At 64.6% G+C, this 23,484-nt stretch carries 19 protein-coding genes and 1 tRNA gene; 8 read left to right on the top strand and 12 right to left on the bottom strand.

Features of this window, described 5'->3' with window-relative positions; all coding sequences use genetic code 11:
• Positions 1–90: 90 nt before the first annotated feature.
• The gene (mfd, locus tag C8348_RS14835; protein WP_106754134.1) at positions 91–3,591 is read right to left on the bottom strand and encodes a transcription-repair coupling factor; all 3,501 of its coding nucleotides are present in this window, start codon (positions 3,589–3,591) and stop codon (positions 91–93) included.
• Positions 3,592–3,621: 30 nt separating this feature from the next.
• The gene (locus C8348_RS14830) at positions 3,622–3,927 is read right to left on the bottom strand and encodes an FAD assembly factor SdhE (RefSeq protein ID WP_106754133.1); all 306 of its coding nucleotides are present in this window, start codon (positions 3,925–3,927) and stop codon (positions 3,622–3,624) included.
• Positions 3,928–4,163: 236 nt separating this feature from the next.
• Between C8348_RS14830 and recG the strand changes: the two genes are divergently transcribed.
• Entirely contained in the window at positions 4,164–6,266 is a 2,103-nt protein-coding gene (gene recG, locus C8348_RS14825) for an ATP-dependent DNA helicase RecG (protein ID WP_106754132.1), read from the top strand.
• 231 nt (positions 6,267–6,497) lie between these two features.
• Positions 6,498–6,866 carry a YbaN family protein gene (locus tag C8348_RS14820; protein WP_106754131.1) on the top strand — a complete coding sequence of 123 codons (369 nt, stop codon included), beginning with the start codon at positions 6,498–6,500 and terminating at the stop codon, positions 6,864–6,866.
• 39 nt (positions 6,867–6,905) lie between these two features.
• Here C8348_RS14820 and C8348_RS14815 read toward each other — a convergent pair whose 3' ends face one another.
• The 3 genes from C8348_RS14815 to glmU all read right to left on the bottom strand — a co-directional run bounded on the left by C8348_RS14815 (position 6,906) and on the right by glmU (position 10,626).
• The gene (locus tag C8348_RS14815) at positions 6,906–7,343 is read right to left on the bottom strand and encodes a GNAT family acetyltransferase (RefSeq protein ID WP_106754130.1); all 438 of its coding nucleotides are present in this window, start codon (positions 7,341–7,343) and stop codon (positions 6,906–6,908) included.
• A complete protein-coding gene (gene glmS, locus C8348_RS14810; protein WP_106754129.1) occupies positions 7,340–9,166 on the bottom strand; it encodes a glutamine--fructose-6-phosphate transaminase (isomerizing) in 1,827 nt (608 codons plus the stop codon). Before glmS ends, C8348_RS14815 begins: the two co-directional genes overlap by 4 nt.
• 104 nt (positions 9,167–9,270) lie before the next feature.
• Entirely contained in the window at positions 9,271–10,626 is a 1,356-nt protein-coding gene (gene glmU, locus C8348_RS14805; RefSeq protein WP_106754128.1) for a bifunctional UDP-N-acetylglucosamine diphosphorylase/glucosamine-1-phosphate N-acetyltransferase GlmU, read from the bottom strand.
• A gap of 245 nt (positions 10,627–10,871) precedes the next feature.
• Here glmU and C8348_RS14800 point away from each other — a divergent pair, with 245 nt between their 5' ends.
• A complete protein-coding gene (locus C8348_RS14800; protein WP_106754127.1) occupies positions 10,872–11,999 on the top strand; it encodes an SPOR domain-containing protein in 1,128 nt (375 codons plus the stop codon).
• 2 nt (positions 12,000–12,001) lie between these two features.
• Here C8348_RS14800 and C8348_RS14795 read toward each other — a convergent pair whose 3' ends face one another.
• The 7 genes from C8348_RS14795 to tpiA all read right to left on the bottom strand — a co-directional run bounded on the left by C8348_RS14795 (position 12,002) and on the right by tpiA (position 17,746).
• The gene (locus C8348_RS14795; RefSeq protein WP_106754126.1) at positions 12,002–12,739 is read right to left on the bottom strand and encodes a cytochrome c biogenesis CcdA family protein; all 738 of its coding nucleotides are present in this window, start codon (positions 12,737–12,739) and stop codon (positions 12,002–12,004) included.
• A 200-nt stretch (positions 12,740–12,939) separates the two neighbouring features.
• On the bottom strand, positions 12,940–13,239 hold the full coding sequence (locus C8348_RS14790; RefSeq protein WP_106754249.1) for a hypothetical protein: 300 nt from the start codon (positions 13,237–13,239) through the stop codon (positions 12,940–12,942).
• 390 nt (positions 13,240–13,629) lie between these two features.
• A tRNA-Lys gene (locus tag C8348_RS14785) sits at positions 13,630–13,705 on the bottom strand.
• A 178-nt stretch (positions 13,706–13,883) separates the two neighbouring features.
• Complete coding sequence (locus C8348_RS14780; protein ID WP_106754125.1) at positions 13,884–14,699, bottom strand: VOC family protein; 816 nt, start codon at positions 14,697–14,699, stop codon at positions 13,884–13,886.
• Between the two features lie 19 nt (positions 14,700–14,718).
• Entirely contained in the window at positions 14,719–16,347 is a 1,629-nt protein-coding gene (locus tag C8348_RS14775) for a CTP synthase (RefSeq protein WP_106754124.1), read from the bottom strand.
• Between the two features lie 129 nt (positions 16,348–16,476).
• Positions 16,477–16,857, bottom strand: coding sequence for a preprotein translocase subunit SecG (gene secG / locus C8348_RS14770; protein ID WP_106754123.1), 381 nt, complete (start codon positions 16,855–16,857; stop codon positions 16,477–16,479).
• A 118-nt stretch (positions 16,858–16,975) separates the two neighbouring features.
• Positions 16,976–17,746, bottom strand: coding sequence for a triose-phosphate isomerase (gene tpiA, locus C8348_RS14765; RefSeq protein ID WP_106754122.1), 771 nt, complete (start codon positions 17,744–17,746; stop codon positions 16,976–16,978).
• A gap of 202 nt (positions 17,747–17,948) precedes the next feature.
• Between tpiA and C8348_RS14760 the strand changes: the two genes are divergently transcribed.
• Genes C8348_RS14760 through C8348_RS14740 form a run of 5 tightly spaced genes read left to right on the top strand, consistent with a single transcriptional unit; the run spans position 17,949 to position 23,448 of the window.
• The gene (locus C8348_RS14760; protein WP_106754121.1) at positions 17,949–19,838 is read left to right on the top strand and encodes a peptidylprolyl isomerase; all 1,890 of its coding nucleotides are present in this window, start codon (positions 17,949–17,951) and stop codon (positions 19,836–19,838) included.
• A gap of 48 nt (positions 19,839–19,886) precedes the next feature.
• On the top strand, positions 19,887–20,900 hold the full coding sequence (gene trpD, locus C8348_RS14755) for an anthranilate phosphoribosyltransferase (RefSeq protein ID WP_106754120.1): 1,014 nt from the start codon (positions 19,887–19,889) through the stop codon (positions 20,898–20,900).
• A gap of 6 nt (positions 20,901–20,906) precedes the next feature.
• Entirely contained in the window at positions 20,907–21,713 is an 807-nt protein-coding gene (trpC, locus tag C8348_RS14750) for an indole-3-glycerol phosphate synthase TrpC (protein WP_106754119.1), read from the top strand.
• Positions 21,714–21,716: 3 nt separating this feature from the next.
• Positions 21,717–22,223 (top strand): cyclic pyranopterin monophosphate synthase MoaC, encoded by a 507-nt coding sequence (gene moaC, locus C8348_RS14745; protein WP_106754118.1) that lies wholly within the window; start codon positions 21,717–21,719, stop codon positions 22,221–22,223.
• A 22-nt stretch (positions 22,224–22,245) separates the two neighbouring features.
• The gene (locus tag C8348_RS14740) at positions 22,246–23,448 is read left to right on the top strand and encodes a molybdopterin molybdotransferase MoeA (protein ID WP_106754117.1); all 1,203 of its coding nucleotides are present in this window, start codon (positions 22,246–22,248) and stop codon (positions 23,446–23,448) included.
• The last annotated feature ends 36 nt before the right edge of the window (positions 23,449–23,484 follow it).

Here is a 23,484-nt window from a genome sequence, read left to right as displayed (position 1 = left end):
CCGATCTGCCTTAACAGACCCTTTCACCTGATATGAACACGGCGGGAAAAAGCCTTGAATATCAGGTGCCGGTTCGGCGAAGCGCGTCCGTCAGGCAGCCTTGAGGGGGGCCGCCAGACGGGCCAGTTTCGTCATGATGGTCGCCGTGCCCTTGAGCCGGTCGTCCGCCTTGTCCCAGTCGCGCGACAGCACGACCTTCTGGTCCGGCCTGATCTTTGCGAGGGAGCCCTGCTCCGCGATATAGGCGACAAGCCCCGCCGGATTGGCGAATTGCTGCCCCCGGAACGTGATGACGATGCCCTTCGGCCCCGAATCGACCTTTTCCACATTCGCCTTGCGGCAGAGGCCCTTGATGTAGACGATCTTCAGGAGATGCCCGACCTCTTCCGGCAGCGGGCCGAACCGGTCGATCATCTCCGCGCCGAAGGCATCGATCTCCTGGGCTTCCGTCAGATCCGCCAGACGGCGGTACAGCGACAGGCGCAGCTGCAGGTCCGGAACATAGCTTTCGGGAATCAGCACGGGCGTGCCGACATTGATCTGCGGCGACCACTGGTCCTCGCCGATCTCGTCGCCGCCATCCTTGAGCTGGGCAACCGCCTCTTCCAGCATCTGCTGATAGAGTTCGTAGCCGACTTCCTTGATATGGCCGGACTGTTCCTCGCCCAGCAGATTGCCGGCCCCGCGAATGTCGAGGTCGTGGCTGGCGAGCTGGAAGCCGGCGCCCAGATTTTCGAGCGACTGCAACACCTTGAGCCGCCGTTCGGCGGTTGCTGTCATCGGCTTGTTGGCCGGAACGGTGAAGAGCGCATAGGCCCGGGTCTTTGACCGGCCAACGCGGCCGCGCAGCTGGTACATCTGGGCAAGGCCGAACACGTCGGCCCGGTGCACGATCAGCGTATTGGCGGTCGGGATGTCGAGACCTGATTCGACGATTGTGGTCGACAGCAGCACGTCATATTTGCCCTCATAGAAGGCGTTCATCACGTCCTCGAGCTGGCCCGGCGCCATCTGGCCGTGGGCTGTGGCCACCTTCACTTCCGGCACGCTGGCGGCCAGGAACTCTGCCTGTTCGGCGAGATCCGAAACGCGCGGGCAGACATAGAAGCTCTGGCCACCGCGATAATGCTCGCGCAGCAAGGCCTCACGCACGACCAGCGGATCAAAGGGCGAGACGAAAGTGCGCACGGCAAGCCGGTCAACCGGCGGCGTGGCGATCAGTGACAGTTCGCGCAGGCCCGTCAATGCCTGCTGCAAGGTGCGCGGGATCGGCGTTGCCGACAGGGTCAGCACATGCACGTCCGACTTCAGTTCCTTCAGCCGTTCCTTGTGCTTGACGCCGAAATGCTGCTCCTCGTCGATGATGAGCAGGCCAAGGTCGCGGAACTTGACGCCGGCACCCAGCAGGGCATGGGTGCCGACGACGATATCGACGGAACCGTCCTCGACGCCCTTCTTGGCCGCCGACAGCTCTTTCGGGCTGACGAGGCGCGAGGCATGGGCAACATTGATCGGCAGGCCATGGAAGCGGGTGGCGAAGGTGCGATAGTGCTGGCGCGCCAGCAGCGTTGTCGGGACCACCACGGCCACCTGGCGCCCCGACATGGCGGCAACAAAAGCGGCGCGCAGCGCCACTTCCGTCTTACCGAAACCGACGTCGCCGCAGACCAGCCGGTCCATCGGCCGGCCGGCCGCCAGATCCTGGAACACCGCATCGATGGCGGTCAGCTGGTCTTCCGTCTCCTCGTAGGGGAAACGGGTCGAGAATTCATCGTAGACCCCTTCCGGCACCTCGACCACCGGCGCGGTCTTCAGCGCACGGGCAGCGGCGGTCTTGATCAGGCCGTCGGCGATCTCGAGGATGCGCTTCTTCATGCGCGCCTTGCGCGCCTGCCAGGCCCCACCGCCCAGCTTGTCGAGCATGACGTCGGTGTCTTCCGAACCGAAGCGCGTCAGCAGCTCGATGTTCTCGACCGGCAGGTAGAGCTTGTCGCCGCCCTGATACTGCAGCTCCAGGCAGTCATGCGGCGCGCCGAGCGCCTCGATGGTCTTGAGGCCGATGAAGCGGCCGATGCCGTGATCGACGTGGACGACGAGGTCGCCTTCCGAGAGGCTGGTTGCCTCGGTCAGGACATTGGCGCCCTTGGCCTTGCGCCGGCCCTTGCGCACCAGACGGTCGCCCAGGATGTCCTGCTCGGAGATGAAAACCAGCCGGTCGACCTCGAAGCCCTGCTCGAGGCCGAGAATGCTGAGCGCCGTGGCGCGCGGCGGCAAGGCGTCGAGATCAGCAACCCGTTCGGCCGGCATCGGCAGGTCGAGCCCGTGATCGCCGAGGATCTGGCCGAGACGGTCGCGCGAGCCCTCGCTCCAGCAGGCGATGACCACCCGGCGCTGGTCCTTGTGCAGCGCCCGGACGTGTTTCACCAGCGCGTCGAAGATGTTCACATCGCCCGCCGCGCGCTCGGCGGCAAAGCTGCGGCCCTGACGGCCGCCGAAGTCGATCACCGTCCGGCCAGACCCCGGCGGCGGCGTGAAGGGATCGATCTGGCAGCTGGCACTGTCGGCAAGCCGGACGGTCCATTCCGTCCCGACCGGATAGAGCGCCTGCGGCTCCACCGGCATGTAGGGCACCGCGCCGGCCAGGTGGCCGTTTTCAAGCGCGTCCTTGCGGGCCGCGTGGTGCTCGGTGATCTGGTCGAGGCGCTCGCGGATGGCATCGCCCGACATGGCATCAAGCACCACCGGTGCGTCGCCGATATAGTCGAACAGGGTTTCGAGGTGTTCGTGGAACAGCGGCAGCCAGTGCTCCATGCCGGCATAACGGCGGCCGTCGCTGACAGACTGATACAGGACATCCTCGCGCCGGGCCGCGCCGAAGCGGGCGAGATAGTTGCGGCGGAAGCGCGAGATCGCCTCCTCGCTCAGCACCACCTCGCTCATCGGCACCAGCTCCAGCCGCTTCAGCTGCTTGGTCGTGCGCTGGCTTTCGGTATCGAAGGCGCGGATCGATTCCAGCGTGTCGCCAAAGAAGTCCAGACGGACCGGATCTTCTGCGCCGGGGGCATAGAGATCGATGATGCCGCCGCGCACAGCATACTCACCGGTCTCTCGGACCGTTGGCGTGCGCGAGAAGCCGTTGAGTTCCAGCCAGGCGGCAATCTTCGTCAGGTCGATGCGGTTGCCAGGCGCCATGGAGAAGGTCTGGGCGGCGACCCAGGCCCGTTCCGGCAGGCGCTGCAGCGCCGCGTTGACCGTTGTCACCAGAACCTTCTGGCCAGACCCAGCAGGAATGCCCCGCGCCAGCTGCCCAAGCACAAGGAGGCGGCGGGCGCTGATCGCCGGGTTCGGCGAGACGCGGTCATAGGGAAGGCAGTCCCAGGCCGGCAGGGACAGCGCCTCGACGTCGGGCGCAAAATAGCTCAGCGCCTCGATGACGCCCTGCGCCCGGCCAGCGTCCCGTGCGACGAAGACGGCAGCCAGCCCGTCCTTCGGTGCCTGCCCCAGGATGCGCGCGAGCGCCAGTGCCTCGGCTCCGTCCGGCACGCTGGCAAGGGTGATGTTGGCACGGTCGCGGAAGAGCGTCTCGAACACGGCTTGGGTTCCCGGGCGGTTTTGACTGGATCAGCGCAGAGTGATGTTGTGGAAGGCCAGCATCTTGCGGAACAGCGGCCGGTTCCATTCCTCCGGCAGCGGCTTGCGGCCCGTGATCCAGGCGTAGAGATCCTGATCGTTGATCGGAATGATCTCTTCCAGCTCGTCCAGCTCCGCCTCGCTCAGCCGCGCGATCTCGGCCTTGGTGAAGCCGCCGAGCAGCATGTCCATTTCCTTCATGCCCCGATGCAAGGTGCGGAACAGGATGCGCTTGCGGCGGGTGTCGAGTTCACCATCGCCGGAGGGATCGGCGGGAGCGTTGGAGCTGTCGGTCATGGCGGATCCTGACGAATCGAGCGGGTGCCGGATGCGGGTTGCATGCCGGAGCGGAGAATGTCTGAGGGCTTATAGCGCCGCGCCAACGAGAAGTCAGTCCCGAACACTTGACTGATTGCCGGAGGTACGGCTTGGCCGGGTGGACCGGACTGACCTTCCCGCGTTGCAAGGCTGCGGTAAAGGGTGCAGAACGCTGGTCTGACCCATCGCGACCGACTGAAGACAGATCCTCGCCCATGCGCCCGTCCCTGCTCGATCCCCTGTTTGCTCCTGTCTCGGTGCTGCCCGGCATCGGGCCGAAGATCGCCAAGCTGCTGGAAACGCTGCTGGGGACAGCGCCGGGACGGGAGGCCACCGTGCTGGACCTTGCCTTTCACCTGCCCCATGCCGTCATCGACCGCAGCCGCCGTCCGGGGATTGCCTATTCCGAGAACGGCGACACGGTAACCCTGGACGTGCGTGTCGAACGCCACATGCCCACCCCGCGTGGCAGCCGGGCGCCTTACAAGGTGATTGCCGCGGATGCGACCGGGAGCATTGCGCTGGTGTTCTTCCATCCGCGGCAGGACTGGCTGGAAAAGGTGTTGCCCGTGGGCGGCCGGCGGATCATTTCCGGCAAGGTCGAATGGTTCTCCGAGCGGCCGCAGATGGTCCATCCAGACTATGTGCTGACGCCGGAAGAAGCCGAGACCATGCCGGCCATCGAGCCGGTCTATCCGATGACCGCAGGGCTTGCGCAGCGCACCTTGCTGAAAGGCATCGCCGGCGCGCTGGATCGTCTGCCGGTGTTTCCGGACTGGCTCGATCCGGAGTTCCGCGCCCGCCAATCCTGGCCCGATTTCGATGAAGCTCTGAAGCGCGTGCACCGGCCGGAAGGCGCGCGCGATCTTGATCCCGCCTCCCCGGCCCTGTCGCGCCTTGCCTATGACGAGTATCTCGCCAACCAGCTGGCGCTCGCGCTTGTCCGCGCGACCATGCGCAAGCTGGATGGCGAACCGCGCGTGACGACCGGTGAGCTGAAGGCCCGGATCCTTGCGGCCCTGCCCTATCAGCTGACCGGCGGCCAGGCCCAGGCAGTCGCAGAAATCGAGGCCGATCTGCGCAGCCCGCAGCGCATGCTTCGCCTGCTGCAGGGAGACGTCGGCGCGGGCAAGACCATCGTCGGCCTGCTCGCCATGGCCGCCGTGATCGAGTCCGGCGCACAGGCGGCAATGATGGCACCGACCGAAATTCTCGCGCGCCAGCATTTTGCCTCGATGGCGCCACTGTGCGAGGCTGCCGGCATCCGGATTGCGCTCCTGACCGGACGGGACACGCCGAAGCAGCGGCGCGAGACCCAGGCAGCGCTGTCGAACGGCGAAATCGACCTTGCCGTCGGCACCCACGCCCTGTTCCAGGGCGCGGTCGAGTTCGCGAATCTTGGCATTGCCGTGGTCGACGAGCAGCACCGCTTCGGCGTGCATCAGCGCCTGGCGCTGTCCTCCAAGGGCAAGGGCGTCGACGTGCTGGTGATGACCGCAACTCCGATCCCGCGCACGCTGGTGCTGACCTATTTCGGCGACATGGACGTCTCCCGCCTGACCGACAAGCCGAAGGGGCGCAAGCCGATCACCACGGTCTCGGTGTCGCTCGACCGGATGGGCGAGATGGTCTCCCGCATCAAGGCCGCGGTTGCCGAAGGCCAGAAGGTCTACTGGGTCTGCCCGCTTGTCGAGGAGAGCGAGAAGATCGACCTTGCCGCCGTCGAGGACCGGCATCGTCACCTGTCCCAGGAGCTGAAGGTTCCGGTCGCCCTCGTTCACGGCCGGATGAGCGGCGAGGACAAGGACACGGCAATGATGGCCTTCAAGGAGGGCCATGCCCGGGTGCTGGTGGCCACCACTGTCATCGAAGTTGGCGTTGATGTGCCCGATGCCACGATCATCGTCATCGAGCACGCCGAGCGGTTTGGCCTTGCCCAGCTGCATCAGCTGCGCGGCCGGGTCGGGCGCGGCGACAAGCCGTCCTCCTGCGTGCTGCTCTACAAGGGACCGTTGGGCGAGACCTCGGCGGCGCGCCTTGCCGTGATGCGCGAGACCAACGACGGCTTCGTCATCGCCGAGGAAGACCTGCGCCTGCGCGGCGAGGGAGAAATCCTCGGCACGCGCCAGTCCGGCGCCCCCGGGTTCCGTCTGGCACGCGGCGATGCCCGCACCGACCTGATGGAAATCGCCCGCGACGACGCAAGGCTCATCTTGGAAATGGACCCCGAACTGAAGGGCCCGCGTGGTCCAGCCTTGCGGACGCTGCTCTACCTTTTCAGCCGCGACGAGGCCATCCGCCTGCTTCGCGCAGGGTGATTTTTTACATTAGATATTTTATATAAACAATTGATTTTGAACAATAAATTGACACCCTTAAAGTACTTTATTAGCTTTCAGGCCTCCGCACCATGATGCAATTTGTCGCCGGGGCTGCGGCGCTTTGGACAGCGCGGAGCAAATCGGCTATGCCAACAGGAAACCGCTGCATCGCAGCGGTGTGAACCGGCGGCGTCCCTCCCAGACCCGCCGCCCAGTGGAGCCCAGCACGTGCGACGGACCGCCTACAAGCTCGCGGGCCTGGCCTTTGTCGCCACCGGCCTTGTCGGTGCAGTGCTGCCGCTGCTCCCCTCGACGATTTTCTTCATCCTCGCCGCCGCCATGTTCGCCCGCTCCTCGCCGGAGCTCGAAGCCCGGATCCTTGCCCATCCTGTGGTCGGGCCGCAGGTGATCGCCTGGCGCGATCACGGCGTGATCCCGCCGCGCGCCAAGGCTCTCGCCCTCGGTGGCATGGCAGTTGGATATGGGGTGTTTCTGGCCACAAGCGGGGCCGGGCTTGTACTTGCGCTGATCGTGGCAGGCATCATGATCGGATGCGCCGCCTATGTCCTGACGCGGCCATCGCGGCCGCAGGCCTGATCAGATTTACGCTCGATTTCGGCCCGACCAGGCGCGCGCTTACGTGTCCGGGATGAGCCGTTTGCCAAGCGAGATCACGTCGTCCTGCGCATAGCCGATACGGTCGTAGAACGCCTTCACCGGAAGGTTGGAACTGCGAACCAGCAGGTTGAGTTTGGGGCAGCCACGGGCGAGCAGCAGTGCTTCACAATGATCCATCAGGCGGCGGGCGTGGCCTTGCCCCTGATGGTCCGGGTGAACGCAGAGATAGTACAGCGAGCCGCGATGACCGTCATAGCCCAGCATGGCGGATCCGATGATGCCATTGCCCTGGCGCAGCACAAGAAAGCCCCAGGGGCTGTCGGCCATCTTGCGGTCAATGTCCTTGTCCGGATCGTTCCAGGGCCGCGTCAGGCCGCAGTCGGTCCAAAGGCGCACGACCCGGTGCCGGTCGCCTTCGGTGAACGTATCGATGACGGTCTCGAAGATCAGGCTCATTCCACGGTCACCGACTTGGCGAGGTTGCGCGGCTGGTCCACATCCGTGCCCATGAAGACGGCCGTGTGATAGGCAATCATCTGGATCGGGATCGAATAGACGATCGGCGCGACGATATCGGCAACGGCCGGCATGATCACCCGGTCCTTGTCGGTGAGACCTGAGGCCTCGGCGCCCTGCGCGTCGGTGATCAAGAGGATGCGCCCGCCGCGCGCAGCCACTTCCTGCATGTTCGACACGGTCTTCTCGTAGACGCTGTCATGCGGCGCGATGACGATCACCGGCAGGTTCTCGTCGATCAGCGCGATCGGTCCATGCTTCAGCTCTCCGGCTGCATAGCCTTCGGCGTGGATGTAGGACAGTTCCTTGAGCTTCAGCGCGCCTTCCAGGGCAAGCGGGTAATTGGTGCTGCGGCCGAGATAGAGCACATCCGAGGCCCGCGACAGGCTGGGGGCGAGCTTCTCGATGCGCGGCTCAAGCGCTAGCGCGGTCAGGGCAAGACCCGGCGCCTCGGCCAGCGCCTTGACCAGTTCTGCTTCCTGGGCTTCGGACAGGACGCCGCGCTGGCGACCGGCCAGAATGGCGAGAGAGGCCAGCACCGCCAGCTGGCAGGTGAAGGCCTTGGTGGAGGCAACGCCGATTTCCGGACCGGCGATGGTCTGGAACACCACGTCGGATTCCCGGGCGATGGTCGATTCCGGGACGTTGACGACGGCGCCAATCGTCAGGCCCTGCGCCTTGCAGTAGCGCAGCGAGGCCAGCGTGTCGGCCGTCTCGCCGGACTGCGAGATGAACAGCGCCATCTCGCCCGCATTGACGGGTAGTTCGCGGTAACGAAACTCGGACGCGACATCGATCTCGACCGGCAGGCGCGCGTATTTCTCGAACCAGTATTTGCCAACGAGACCGGCGTAATAGGCCGTGCCGCAGGCCGACATGACAAGGCGCGTCAGCTTGGAGAAATCAGCGCTCGCGCCTTCCGGCAGCTTGGCGCGGTGGTTGGCCAGATCCAGATAGCGCGACAGCGTGTGGCCAATGACCTCCGGCTGCTCGTGGATCTCCTTGGCCATGTAATGGCGGTAGTTTCCCTTGTCCATCATGGCCGCGCCGACGCTGGAGCGGCTTTCCGGCCGGACGACTTCGCGGTTCGCGCTGTCGCGGATGCTGCAGCCCTTGCGGCTGATGACGGCCCAGTCGCCTTCCTCGAGATAGGTGATCCGGTCAGTGAAGGGGGACAGGGCAATGGCATCGGAGCCGAGGAACATTTCGCCCTCGCCGTGACCGACGGCAAGCGGCGAGCCCTTGCGGGCACCGATCAGCAGATCGTCCTCGCCCTCGAACAGGAACACCAGCGAGAACGCGCCCTTGAGGCGCGGCAGAACAGCGGCAACCGCGTCCGCCGGGCTCTTGCCGGAGCGCAGTTCAAGGTCGGTCAGGAGCGCGACCACTTCCGTGTCCGTATCGGTCACCGGGGACAGGCCTGCCGCAACGGCCTCGGCGCGCAGGGCGAGATAGTTCTCGATGATGCCGTTGTGAACGACGCAGACGCGGCCACTCTGGTGCGGATGGGCGTTGGTGACCGTCGGCGCGCCATGGGTGGCCCAGCGGGTGTGTCCGATGCCAATGGCCCCACTGAGCGGGCTACCATCCAGGACCGCTTCGAGGTTGCGCAGCTTGCCGCTGGCCCGGCGCCGGGTGAGGACGCCTGCCTCCAGGGTGGCGACACCGGCGGAATCATAGCCGCGGTACTCAAGGCGCTTCAGCGCGTCCACAAGCTGCGGCGCAACGCCCGACTTCCCGACAATCCCGATGATGCCGCACATCTCCATCCATCCCTTGTAATGAAACTCGCCTGCCTCCCTTAGACGACGCAGGCTGGCGGATTGAAATAAAACCTTGTTTCAGACCGTGACAGGGAAATGCCCGGTCACGACTTTTCCGCCTTGCGCGCCGCGAACCGCGCCCGCAATTCCTTGGCGCGCTCGGGCTTCACCGACTGATGTGCCCGGCCGATGGCCAGCGCATCCACCGGCACGGCTTCAGTGACCGTGCTGCCAGCCGCGATATAGGCGCCATCGCCAATCTGGATCGGCGCCACCAGTGTGCTGTTGGAGCCGATGAAACAGCCCTCGCCGATCTCGGTCTTGTACTTGCCGTAGCCGTCATAATTGCAGGTGATGGTGCCCGCGCCGATGTTGGAGCGCGCGCCAATGCTGGCATCGCCAATGTAGCTGAGGTGATTGACCTTGGCCCCTGCCCCGACCTTGGCGTTCTTGATCTCGACGAAATTGCCCACATGCGTGTCGGCGGCAAGGTCTGCGCCGGGACGCAGGCGCGCATAGGGACCGATAAGCGATCCGGCCCCCACATAGGCCCCCTCCAGATGGCTGAAGGCCCGGATCCGCGCCCCTGCCTCGACCGTGACACCCGGCCCGAACACCACATTCGGCTCAACCGTGACATCAACGCCCAGTACCGTGTCATGCGAAAAGAACACGGTCTCCGGTGCCTGCAGCGTCACTCCGGACAGCATGACGTCCTGCCGCATCCGCTTCTGGAAAATTGCTTCACATTCAGACAGTTGCGCGCGATTATTGATGCCGCGCACATCGTTCTCGCTGGCCGAAACGGCGATGACCTTGAGCCCGCGCGCATTGGCAAGTTCGGCCGCGTCCGTGAGGTAATATTCGCCCTTGGCATTGGTGTTGCCGATGGCCGAGATCAGCTCAAGCGCGATGGCGCCGCGAAAGCCCATGATGCCGGAATTGCAGAAGGTGATCGCCCGCTCAGCCTCGGTCGCGTCCTTCTCCTCGCGAATGGCGAGGAGCGCGTCGCCCTTCATCACCAGACGGCCGTAGCCGAACGGATTGACGGCCTCGAACCCCAGCACGACCACATCAGCCCCAGAAGCCAGTCCGTCGCGGACCCGGTCAACTGCGGCGTTGCTGACGAGTGGCGTATCGCCGAAGAGGACAAGCACGTCGTCCTTCGGTTCCTTGAGAACATCGCGTGCAGCCAGCACGGCATGGGCGGTGCCAAGGCGGTCGACCTGCTCATGGCAGCTCGCTCCCGGAGCCAGCTTGCCGACCAGCTTGACCAGCTCCGGCATCTGCGGCCCGACGACAACGGCGATCCCTGCCCCATCGTAGCGCTGCACGCGCTTCAGCACATGCCCGACCATTGGCAGATTGCCGATCTCATGCATGACCTTCGGGGCGGCGGACCGCATCCGTGTGCCAAGCCCGGCGGCCAGAACGATTGCCTGCAGGGTACGATCGGACATCAGCTTAACCTCTTCACTCGGTCGGCGCTTGCGCCATGTCCGGGACATAGCCCGCACGGCGTCTGTTCAGGCCGGCACTGTTTCGATCCGCGCGCCGGCACGCAAGAGGGGTTTCACGCGGAGATCCACAGGTCAATAGCCTACACATCCATGCGTCAGTTCGGGTTTCTTGTTCGTTAACCATATTTGCGCTGTGATGACAGCGTCGCGATACCAGATTCGTTTCAGGGCAGGACACAACCGCCGTGCGCAGCCGTCAGAAGGACGCCGAGATGCCGGAGGCCGGAGCATCCTTGCTCCGGTCGCGCTATCTTCTGGCCGGCTGGTCCTTTGCGGCCGTGTTGTTTGGTGTCGTGGGGGTGTCAGCCGTCCACTTTGCTCCAACGCCGGATATCGAGCGCAACAGCCGCACCTTCGCCGGATTGCCGCTTCCGTCGGGAGGAGCCGACCGTGTCGGCCCGACTGGCAGCATCGTGGCTGACGACGAGACCGTGACCATGGGCGTGTTGCCCTCCGCCGGCGGCATGGCCAATGCCGAGGCCATGCGGTTGATGGAAGCACAGGTGGACACGCTGCGGCGAGAACTTGTTGCCCTGCGCCGCCGCTCCGAGATGCTCGCGGAACAGAACAGGGCCCAATCCGACCGGATCGCAGCACTGGAAAAGTTGGGAGCGACCGTCCCGGCAGAGGTCGAACGCACACCGCGCCCTGCTGTCCCCCAGTCCCAACCTGACGCAAAGGCGGTCGATACACCCAAGCCGGAGAAGAAGGTCAGCGCTGTCCCTGCTCCGCGGCCAGTTCCGGTCGAAACCATGCCGGCGCCCGAGACACGCGCCGGTATCGAGCCTCCGGTTGTCGCTGTGCACGACCGCGGCAACCCTGAGGCGATGACAGCGGAGCCTGTCAAAGTCGCCCGCACACCGGCAACACCGGTCCGGATCGTTGATCTGCCGAAATCCGGCGCGGCCGAACCTGTAGCGACGGGATCCATTCCGCAGACCGAATCTAGCCCCCAGGCGCTCACCCGCGATCTGGCCGCTGCCATGATCATTCGCCCAGCCAACCCGTCCGGTCGAACCCTTGGCTCCAGCACGGCGATTGGCCGCAGCGATTTTGCCATCGAGATCGGGCGCTACGTCAGCCGCGCCGAGGCTGACGCCGCCTGGACCGGTTTCCGTGATGTGCATCAGGACCGGATGGCTGACCTGCGGGCGTTGACGGCCCCGGTCGAGGGCGCAGACGGCGTGCGGCTTCTGGCCGGCCCTTTTGCCAATGCCGCGCTGGCTGCCGTTGCCTGTCTTCGCCTCAGTGAAGATGGCAGCACGGGCTGCAAGCCGACCTTCTTCGTTGGTGAGCCGCTGGACGACCAGTAGGCTCAGCCGATCTGGCTAAACACCGGGAATGTATCGAGGAGCCAGAATGAGGCCTGCTGCATCCAGCCCCCGAGAAACAGGATCCCGGTCAGGATCATCACCACGCCCATTGCCTGTTCCACTCGGCTGATATGCCGGCGGAACCGCGTCATGAAGCGGAGGAACGGTCCGGCAAACAGCGCTGCTCCGAGAAACGGAATGCCCAAGCCAAGGGCATAGGCGGACAGCAGCAATGCCCCTTGCGCAGCCGTATCCTCGGCCCCCGCAACAAACAGGATTGCCGCTAAGATCGGCCCGATGCAGGGCGTCCAGCCAAAGGCAAAGGCAAGGCCGAGCACATAGGCTCCCGGCAACCCGGCCGGCTTGCGCTCCACCTGCACCCGCGCCTCCCGGTACAGCAAGGCAATGCGGAACACGCCGAGGAAATGCAGCCCCATAACGATGATTACGATGCCCGCAATGGTGCTGAGGATACCGACATATTGCGAGACCGCCTGTCCGATCAGCGAGGCACTTGCCCCCAGCGCCACAAACACCGTCGAAAAACCCGCAACAAAGGCAAGCGACGTCTGGAACACCCGGCGGCTGGCGTCCGATGGAGCGCTGCCATCGGCCACTTCCTCAAGACTGGTTCCGGCGAGATAGCCCAGATACGGCGGCACGAGCGGCAGGACACAGGGCGAGACGAAGGAAAGAAGGCCGGCAAAGACGGCTCCAACGAGCGTTACGTCCTGCATCATTGTGTTGGAATTCCCTGGCTGTGCGTGCGGATCGGCGACGTCGCCGAGAAAAGGTCCACCTCTTTTACCGGCATTGCGGTGAAAGCTAAAGGTGCCGCCGTGTCACAGGTTCGGCACCAAACACAGGCACGCCGTGAAGCGAAAGCCATCCCGGACGAGCGAGCAAGGAATTGAGGTAGGTCGAAAAGACAACTCTTATGTCAGGCGTCGTTCTTGAGACCGCCCCTGACGACTTCAAAGACACGGCGGTTCAGCTGTGCCACATCATGCCCGTCGCGCAGGCCCTGGCGCCATTGTTCCAGCACGGTGCGCAAAGCCAGTGTCTGGCGATTATGCGGCAGCTGGTGCATGAAGCCGGCAAAAAAACTGTCCAGCGCGACCCTGTCCACCGCGCCCTGATCGATCAGCGCATGGATCAGCGTCATGGTCGCTGCGATGTGCCCCTTCAGGAAGTCGAACTCCGCGCCAAGGGCGGCATGATCTGCAGTTGCGTCCAGCATGTCCTCAACCCATCTGCCGGCCATCCCGGCCAATTGGCACCACGCCTGTCTACCGAAGCTGACACATCTTCCTTTACGTCCGGTATCTCACGCCGCAGCTCGATCTAGGTACATTTCCTAGCAAAGACCCACTAGTTTGCCGAACTGTACACAATCCGACCGGATTTGAAATGGAATTGATGTCCGTCTTTCCCCGAAGTTGCAGAAGCGGCCGACTTGTGCGTTGCCACTGCAGGGCGTCAAGCTGACCTTCGGCCAGCGCTCTGGTCTGCAACAAGACTTCCCTCGGCCAACAGGTAGCGAGAGATACCGGTTACCCGGTCCGTGCCCAGAACACACAAATGCCCAGACCAGATTGGCCTGGGCGTCGTCGTCAAAAAGGGAAGGGAATGGTGAGCGAGCGGGGGCTCGAACCCCGGACCAACTGATTAAAAGTCAGTTGCTCTACCAACTGAGCTACTCGCTCCCACTTAAGGGACCGCAGAGCCAGGCTCTGCGTTGGCGGTGTGTTTATGTCCAAGTTGCGCAAGGCGCAACCCAGAAAATGACAGACAGGACAAGCTATCCACGATCCATACCCTGACATGCAAGCCATGAAGAGCCCGTAAACCGGCTGCGTCACCGGCTTGCGGGCTCCGATCTTCTCAAGTTGGGTCGAGGATCAGGCCAAGGCCGAAATTGTCGGTCGCAGAAATGACCTTGCGCGTGCGGATTGACGGCCCAGCCAGGCGCACAGCGGCAATGCAGGGCAAGGTGCCAGCCCCGTCGACCTTCATCCCGTACAGCCCTTCAAAGGCGACCGGCGACAGGATGGTGATCAGGCCGCGCGCAGTCCGGCATTCAATGCCCAGACTGGTCGAACGCAATTCACGCACGCCTGTGAAGGCCTCCAGGAACACATGATGATCGGCCGGATCCCGCGCCACCAGAATCACTTCCGCCAGATCCACCGCGCCGTTTGCATGCGCCTGGTACTCTGGCTTCCAGAAATTCTCCGGATAGCGGTTGCGGCAGGTGAAGAAACCGATGCCCGGCGCATCCGGGTCGGCGGTAAAGGTCAGATCGAACCCGACCTTGCGGGCACTGCCGTCCGGGGCTGTCGCTGTCCGCTCGAACCCGAAGGGCTCGAAAAGGCTCAACCCGGCAGTGGCAAGGACGGCCCGGTCCGCCTCTGGATCGACGCTGTCCAGAACCAGCATCGAAGCCCCCTCGCCGCGGGCGAGAAAGTCCCGGTTGAACGCACCGAAGGAAAACACCCCCTGACCTGGAACCGCGAGTTCGACACCGGCGGGAACCGTCAGCAACTCAAGGAAGGCCCCCTGGAGCTGGACCAGACGGTTCTCGGTGCCCCAGGGATGCCGGGCCTTCGGCGTGACGGTAAAGCCCAGTGCTTCATAATGTGCCGCAGCCTGATCAAGATCACGCACGGCCACAACGACATGATCGAGACCCCGGATCATGCGTCCCTCCCCGCCCGGCTTAGACAAGCCGGCTGCGCTTGACGGCGGCGCCAATGAAGGACGCAAACAGCGGATGCGGCTCGAACGGACGCGACTTCAGTTCCGGATGATACTGCACACCGATGAACCACGGATGATCCGCGATCTCGACCGTCTCCGGCAGCACGCCGTCCGGAGAAGTGCCGGCAAAGCTAAGGCCGCAGTTCTCCAGCGTCGGGCGATAAGCGATGTTCACCTCGTAGCGGTGACGATGGCGTTCCGAAATCGTCGTAGAGCCATAGATCTCGGCAATGCGTGAGCCCGGCTTCAGCGCGGCCTGATAGGCACCGAGGCGCATGGTGCCGCCAAGGTCGTCGCCCTCGTTCCGTGTCTCGGTCTCGTTGCCACGCACCCACTCGGTCATCAGGCCGACGACGGGCTCCGACGAAGGGCCAAACTCGGTCGAACTGGCCTTGGCAATACCGGCGAGATTGCGGGCAGCTTCGAGGACGGCCATCTGCATGCCGAAGCAGATGCCGAAATACGGCACCTTGCGCGTGCGGGCGAAATGCGCCGCAGCGATCTTGCCTTCGGCACCGCGCTCGCCGAAACCACCCGGAACCAGGATACCGGCGACACCCTCGAGATAGAGACCTGGATCTTCCTTCTCGAAGGTCTCCGATTCGATCCATTCGAGGTTGACCTTGACGTTGTTGGCGATGCCGCCATGCACCAGCGCCTCGATCAGCGACTTGTAGGCGTCCTTCAGCACCGTGTACTTGCCGACGACGGCAATGGTCACCTCGCCTTCCGGATTGGCGATCCGGCGCGAAATTTCCTCCCAGCCTTCCAGCTTCGGTGCCGGCGCTCCGGTGATGCCGAAGGCCTTCAGCACTTCCTCGTCGAGGCCTTCCTTGTGGTAGGCGATCGGCACGTCATAGATCGAGGAGACGTCATAGGCCGGAATGACCGCGCTTTCCCGCACGTTGCAGAACAGCGACAGCTTGCGCCGTTCGGTGTCCGGAATCTTGCGGTCGCAGCGGATCATGAGAATGTCCGGCTGGATGCCGATGGAGCGCAGTTCCTTGACCGAGTGCTGCGTCGGCTTGGTCTTCATCTCGCCGGCGCTCGGGATATACGGCATCAGGGTGAGATGGATGTAGATCACCTGGCCGCGCGGCAGGTCGTTGCCGAGCTGACGAATCGCCTCGAAGAACGGCAGCCCCTCGATGTCGCCAACCGTGCCGCCGATCTCGACCAGCACGAAGTCGACGTCCTCGTTGCCGTCCAGAACGAAGGCCTTGATGGCATCCGTCACATGGGGAATCACCTGCACCGTGCCGCCGAGATAGTCGCCGCGGCGCTCCTTGGCGATGATGTCCTGATAGATGCGGCCGGTGGTGATGTTGTCCTGCTTGGTCGCCGGACGGCCGGTGAAGCGCTCGTAGTGGCCCAGATCAAGGTCGGCTTCAGCGCCGTCGTCGGTGACGAAGCACTCGCCATGCTGATAGGGGCTCATCGTGCCCGGATCGACATTGAGATAGGGATCGAGCTTGCGAAGGCGGACGGAATAACCGCGCGCCTGCAGGAGTGCGCCGAGGGCTGCCGAGGCAAGGCCTTTGCCGAGGGAGGAAACCACGCCGCCAGTGATGAAAATGTATCGCGCCATGGAGCAACACCTTAACGGGACCTGGGCCGGGTCGGCCACACGGGTCTTGCGGTTAGACACAATAAAAATGCCCTGCGATTGGTGCCGCAGGGCAAATTCAGACTGATGAGCCGGCTGGGCCGGGGCGCATTACTGCGCCGCCGGAACCTGCGGACCGGTCGGTTGCGGGCTCTGCTGCTTCAGCGCATCCAGAACGCCACCGCCCGTAGCCGGCGCATCGCCGCCCAGCGGCGCCGCAGGGGACTGCGAGGTCGGCAGGCTGTCGAGCACCGAGGCCGGGCTGTCATTCATCTTGGCGATGAGGGTAAGCGAGATGGACGTGACGAAGAAGGCCACGGCGAGCAGCGAGGTCGCGCGGGTCAGCACATTGGCCGTGCCACGTGCGGTCATGAAGCCGCCGCCACCGCCGCCGCCCATGCCAAGCGCGCCGCCTTCGGAGCGCTGCAGAAGGACGACCAGCACCAGGGCCAGCACGACCATCAGATGAATGACGATGACCACCGTTTCCATTTGGGACCGAAACTCTGTTGTACGATTGGCGCCTTCTACACCACTCGTGTCTGGCTTTCCACCCTTGATGCAAAAGAGCTGCCCTGCGCCTGTGGCAAAGCAGCCCTCCGCTCACGGATCAGCGATAGGCTGCAATAATGCCGAGGAAATCCGCCGCTTTCAGGCTGGCGCCGCCAACAAGCGCGCCGTTGACATTGGGAACAGCCATCAACTCGGCGGCATTAGCCGGCTTCACAGAGCCACCGTAGAGAAGCCGCATCGCGGCTCCTTCCGCGCCAAAGCGGGCACCAAGCCGGGCCCGCAAGTCGCCGTGAACCTCTGCAACATCATCGATGGTCGGCGTCAGACCCGAGCCGATGGCCCAGACCGGTTCATAAGCGATGACCGTGTTGGCCGCCGTCGCGCCATCGGGAATGGACCCGGCAATCTGGCCGGCGACGATCTCAATCGTCTTGCCCGCCTTGCGTTCCGCTTCGGTCTCACCGACACAGATGATTGCAATGAGGCCGGCGCGCCAGGCGGCTTCCGCCTTTGCGCGAACCGCAGCATCACTCTCGCCATGATCAGCCCGCCGCTCCGAATGGCCGACGATCACCGCTGTGGCTCCGGCATCCTTCAGCATTTCAGCCGAAATATCACCGGTGTGGGCGCCCTTGGCATTGGCATGGCAGTCCTGGCCACCCATGGCGATCTTTGTCGATGCCGCATCAGCCACCAGAGGCGCCAGCAGCGTTGCCGGGGGGCAGATCATGACATCGACCTTCTGGGTCAACGAGGGATAAAGCGCTGCAGCAAGCGCCTTGAACTCGGCGCGGTTGGCGTTCAGGCCGTTCATCTTCCAGTTTCCGGCGACGAGCGGACGGATCGGATGTGGGTTTGCTGCGGTCATATTGCGCTCCTCCGGTCTGCCAACTGGGGCAAGTCAAGCTGCTTTGCCGTCTTGGCTAGCGGGGTGCGGGAGAAAGCGCAAGAGCTGCAGCGGTGACAGCTTGTCCCTTGCCCCTATTGTCCGCTGCCCTGCAACGGGCTATGCAGGGGAAATCGCCCGGCGGCAACGCCAGGCCGCATGCATATTGACCAGTGGAGACAACATGCTCGACGCGCTGCGCAAGGGCGCCGGCACCTGGGTTGCCAAGATTTTCCTCGTCCTCCTCGTCCTCAGCTTTGCAGCCTGGGGCATTGCGGACGTCTTCCGTGGCTTCCAGACGACGACCGCTGCCAAGGTCGGCGATGCCGAAGTATCCCTGATCGACTTCGAGCGAAGCTATCGCCAGGAGCTCGACCGGATTGGCCGCCAGATCGGACGTCCGCTGTCGACGACCGAAGGCGCGCAGTTCGGCATCCCGCAACAGGTGCTGGCACGCCTCATCGCCGATGCTGCGATGAATGACGAAGCCAGGGCCATGAACATCGGCCTCTCGAAAGAGGAACTGGCCAAGGCGATCCAGGCCAACCCGGCCTTTCAGCGCGGCGGCAAATACGACCGCAACCTGCTGCTGGAACTGCTGCGCAGCAACGGCATCCGCGAGGAGCAGTTCGTGACTGACCAACAGCTCACGTTCCAGCGCATGCAGATCGCAGAGGGCATTTCCGGTGGCATGAGCGCGCCGAAGACGATGCTTGAAGCGGTCAACGCCTATCAGAATGAAAGCCGTAGCGCGCGCTATCTCGTTCTGACGCCGCAGAGCGTCGGCGTTCTGGCGGATCCGGATGAGGCCGCCCTCACCGCGTTCTATGACGAACGCAAGACTGACTTCCGGGCTCCGGAACTGCGTGCCCTCACGGTTCTGGAATTGACCCCCGAGAACATGGCCAAGGCCGAGACCATCACGGACGAGGCCGCGCGCACCGAGTATGAGCGCACGATCAACCGGTACCGCACGGATGAGCGACGGCGCGTCCGGCAGATCCCCTTCACCGATCCGGCTGAAGCGGAAGCGGCGGCGGCGGATATGGCTGCCGGAAAGACGTTTGCCGACCTGATGGCGGCGCGCAATCTCAAAGAAACCGATGTTGACCTCGGCCTGCTCGCGCGGGACAAGTTCCTCGATCCGGCCATTGCAGAGGCGGCTTTCTCCGCCGCCCAGGGTATCGTTGCGCAGCCGGTCAAGGGACGTTTCAGCACAGTGATTCTTGAGGTCGCCGAGATATCGCCGGCGGCGACCCGGCCGTTCGAGGACGTTCGGGACGAGATCAAGGCATCGCTGGCACTCGCTGCCGCAGAAAAAGATGTCATGGACCTGCATGACGAGATCGAGGATGCCCGTGCCGGCGGTACGACGCTCGCGGAGATCGGGACCCGCTTCAATCTTTCGCCGCTCACGATTGCCGCTGTCGACAGCACCGGCAAGGACGCAAACGGCAATGCCGTCACCCTCCCCGGCACCGGCGACCTGCTCGCCAAGGCCTTCGACAGCGATGTCGGCGTGGAAAACGACGTACTGGCTTCCGGCCAGCGCGGCTATCTGTGGTTCGAGGTGGCCAGCGTGACCCCTGCCCGCGACCGGGACCTGTCGGAAGTGCGTCCCGCCGTCGTGACGGCGTGGCTTGCAGCCGAACGCGAGAAGAAGCTCGCGGACCTGGCCCTGGCTACCGCAGAGCGTCTGCGCAAGGGCGAGACACTGGAGGCGGTTGCCACGGAACTCGGTCTCGAAATCAAGACGGATCCGGCCCTGAAGCGCAACCTTGCCACCGCAGACCTTCCTGCGACCACCGCGAATGAGGCCTTTACCGGCCCCGTTGGCACCGTGGTGGAAGCTGCCGGAACCGCTGGCAACCGGGTGGTTCTCGTCGTCGACAGCATTGCAACCCCGGCCTTCTTCCTTGAAGCCGAGGAAATCAAGCCGATCGACGAGCAGATCACGCGCCAGCTGCAGGATTCGCTGCTGAACCAGCTGATCTCGCAGGTCGAGAAGGACAAGGGCGTCGAGATCAACCAGGCCGGGATCGCCCAGATCATCGGAACCAGCCGGACCCAGTAGCCGCCTTGTAACGGCAGCGCGCGCCCCTCCCCCGCGAAGAGACAACCCATGAGCAACTTCAAGGCCTATATCGCCAGGATCGCCGACGGGGAGCCGCTTTCCCGCGAGGACGCCCGCGCTGCCTTCGACATCATTTTGTCGGGCGAGGCCACGCCGTCGCAGCTCGGCGGGTTCCTGATGGGCCTCAGGATGCGCGGTGAGACCATCGACGAGGTCACCGGGGCGGTCGCGTCCATGCGCGCCCGCATGCTGCCGGTCGCGGCTCCAGACGATGCCATCGACATCGTCGGCACCGGCGGCGATGCCACCGGCAGCTACAACATCTCCACCTGCGCCGCGCTCGTCGTCGCCGGCTGCGGCGTGAAAGTGGCCAAGCACGGCAACCGCTCGCTCTCCTCCAAGTCCGGCTCGTCGGAAGCCCTCGCCCAGCTCGGCGTCAACATCGATATAGGCCCGGAGCGGATCTCGGCCTGCGTCGCGGAGGCCGGCATCGGCTTCATGTTCGCCCCGCTGCACCATGCAGCCATGAAGCATGTGGGGCCGACCCGCATCGAGCTGGGCACGCGCACCATTTTCAACCTGCTCGGCCCCCTCTCCAATCCGGCTGGCGTGAAGCGCCAGATGACGGGGGTCTTCGACGGCCGCTGGGTCGAGCCGATAGCCCATGTGCTAAAAAACCTCGGCTCCGAGCATGTCTGGATCGTGCATGGTTCCGACGGCATGGACGAGATCACCACGACGGGCCCGACTGAGGTGGCCGAGCTGAAGGACGGCGTGGTCCGGACCTTCACCATCTCCCCGGCCGATGCCGGCCTGCCGACCGCCCGCTTCGAGGACCTCAAGGGTGGCACGCCGGAGGAAAACGCGGCAGCGCTTCGCGCCGTGCTCGCCGGGGCCAGAAACCCCTACCGCGATGTGGTGCTCATCAACGCCGCCGCCTCGCTGATCGTTGCCGGCAAGGTCGCGACCCTGCCCGAAGGCGTGGCGCTGGCCGCCCGCTCGCTCGACAGCGGCGACGCGCTCGACCGGCTTGAGCGGCTCGTTGCCGTCTCCAACGGATAAGATCCCATGGCCGATATTCTGACCCGCATCGAAGCCTACAAGCGCGAGGAAATCGCCGCCGCCAAGGCTGTCCGCCCTTTGAGCGATGTTCTAATGGCGGCAAAGGCCCAGTCGGCGCCACGCGGCTTTGCCAATGCAATCCGGGCGAAACATGCGGCAGGCGACTATGCCCTGATCGCCGAGATCAAGAAGGCAAGCCCGTCGAAAGGCCTGATCCGTGCCGACTTCGATCCCCCAGCCCTCGCCCGCGCCTATGAGGCCGGCGGCGCGGCCTGTCTCTCGGTGCTCACCGACACGCCCTCCTTCCAGGGCCACCCGGACTTTCTCACCGCTGCCCGGGCTGCCGTGACCCTGCCGGCGCTGCGCAAGGATTTTCTCTACGACACCTATCAGGTGGCCGAGGCCCGCGCCTGGGGTGCCGACTGCATCCTGATCATCCTCGCCGCCGTCGATGACGCGCAGGCGAAGGATCTCGAGGACGCGGCCTTTGACCTTGGCATGGACGTGCTTTTGGAAGTCCACGACGAGGCGGAGCTGGAGCGCGCGCTGAAGCTTGCCTCGCCGCTGATGGGCATCAACAACCGCAACCTGAAGACCTTCGAGGTGTCGCTGGAGACAAGCGAACGCCTGGCGCCGATGATCCCGGACGACCGGATCATCGTCGGCGAATCGGGTCTGTTCACCCCTGCGGACCTTGCCCGCATGCAAGCGGCGCGCATTTCCACCTTCCTCATCGGCGAAAGCCTGATGCGGCAGGAGGACGTGGCAAGCGCCACCCGCACGCTGCTGGCCCGCAGCCCGGAAGCGGCCTGACCCATGGCCGGCGACCAGGATCACCTTACCCATCTTGACGCGGCCGGCACCGCCAACATGGTCGATGTGGCCGACAAGGCCGTGACCCGGCGCGAGGCGCGGGTGCAGGGCGAGATTCGCATGGCGCCGGAAACCCTGCAGCTCATCCTCGACGGCAACGCCAAGAAGGGCGATGTGATCGGCACGGCGCGGCTTGCCGGCATCATGGCCGCCAAGCGCACGCATGAGCTGATCCCGCTTTGCCATCCGCTGCTGATCACCAAGGTTGCCGTCGACATCGAGCCGGATCCCTCCCTGCCCGGCCTCGTCGTCACCGCGTCGGTCCGCGTGACCGGCCAGACCGGCGTAGAGATGGAAGCACTCACCGCCTGTTCCGTCGCCTGCCTGACGATCTACGACATGGCCAAGGCCGTCGATCGCGGCATGGTCATCGGCAACATCAAGCTGTTGGAGAAGAGCGGCGGACGCTCCGGCGACTGGCGCGCCAGCGACACCCAGCCAGACGCCTGAACCCGCGCAAGGATCCACTGCCATGAGCCTGATGCCGGTTGAGGACGCCAGAGCCAAACTCCTCGCCGGCGTTGAACCGCTTGGCCGAGAACAGGTGCCACTCAAGGCGGCCAATGGCCGCGTGCTGGCCGAGAACCTGATCGCTCGGCGCACCCAGCCGCCCTTCCCGGCCTCTGCCATGGACGGATATGCGCTGCGTGCAGCCGATGCTGCGGCTCAGGGGCTGAACCTCAGGATCATTGGCGAGGCACCGGCCGGCCATCACTTTGCCGGCAAAGTTAACCCGGGCGAAGCCGTGCGCATCTTCACTGGTGCCCCAGTGCCCGCCGGCGCAGACGCCATCCTGATCCAGGAAAATGCCGTGAGAACCGGTGACCGGTTGACGGTGCTGGAACCCGTGCAGCCGGGCCAGTTCGTCCGCCCGTCAGGGCTCGACTTCCGGGAGGGGGATCTTCTCCTGCGCGCTGGAGACAGCCTTGACTACAAGGCCCTGGCCTTGGCTGCAGCCATGAACCACGCAGACCTGCTCGTCTGGCGCAAGCCGCTGGTGGCGATCATCGCCACAGGCGACGAACTTGTGCCGCCGGGAGGCACGCCCGGACCGGACCAGATCATCGCCTCCAACCACTGCGGGGTAGCGGCACTCGTCGAGGATTGCGGCGGCACCCCGCTCGACCTCGGCATTGCCGCCGATGATCCGACCGCCATCGCCCTCAAGGTGCGCGAGGGCATCGCCGCCGGGGCCGATGTGCTGGTGACGCTCGGCGGCGCCTCGGTCGGCGATCATGATCTGGTGCAGTCGGTGCTGGGCAGCGAGGGCATGGAGCTGGCCTTCTGGAAGATCGCCATGCGGCCGGGCAAGCCGCTGATGGCCGGTCACCTCGGCCGCACGAAAGTGCTTGGCCTGCCGGGCAACCCGGTGTCGAGCCTTGTCTGCGCCCTCCTGTTCCTGCGCCCGCTGCTCTATCGCCTGACAGGCCAGCCGGACGGCACGGGCCAGACGACGGCAACGCTGACCGCGCCTGTGCCAGCGAATGACCAGCGCCAGGACTATCTGCGCGCCCGTCTCACCACCCATCCCGACGGCACCCGCAGCGTCACGCCCTTTGACCGGCAGGACAGTTCCATGCTCGGGCTTCTGGCCGCCTCCGGCGCCCTCATCATCCGCCCGCCACATGCTCCGGCGATGGTCGCGGGTGAGAAGGTGGATATTTTGGTGGTCTAAGCGGGGTTTTCAACCGGAAAGATACTCCCGCCATAT

The sequence above is a fragment of the Pannonibacter carbonis genome, assembly GCF_003012935.1.
In the GTDB taxonomy this organism is placed as follows: domain Bacteria; phylum Pseudomonadota; class Alphaproteobacteria; order Rhizobiales; family Stappiaceae; genus Pannonibacter; species Pannonibacter carbonis.
The sequence above is the reverse complement of the archived record's forward strand: the minus strand, read 5'-3'. Positions and strand labels throughout refer to the sequence as shown.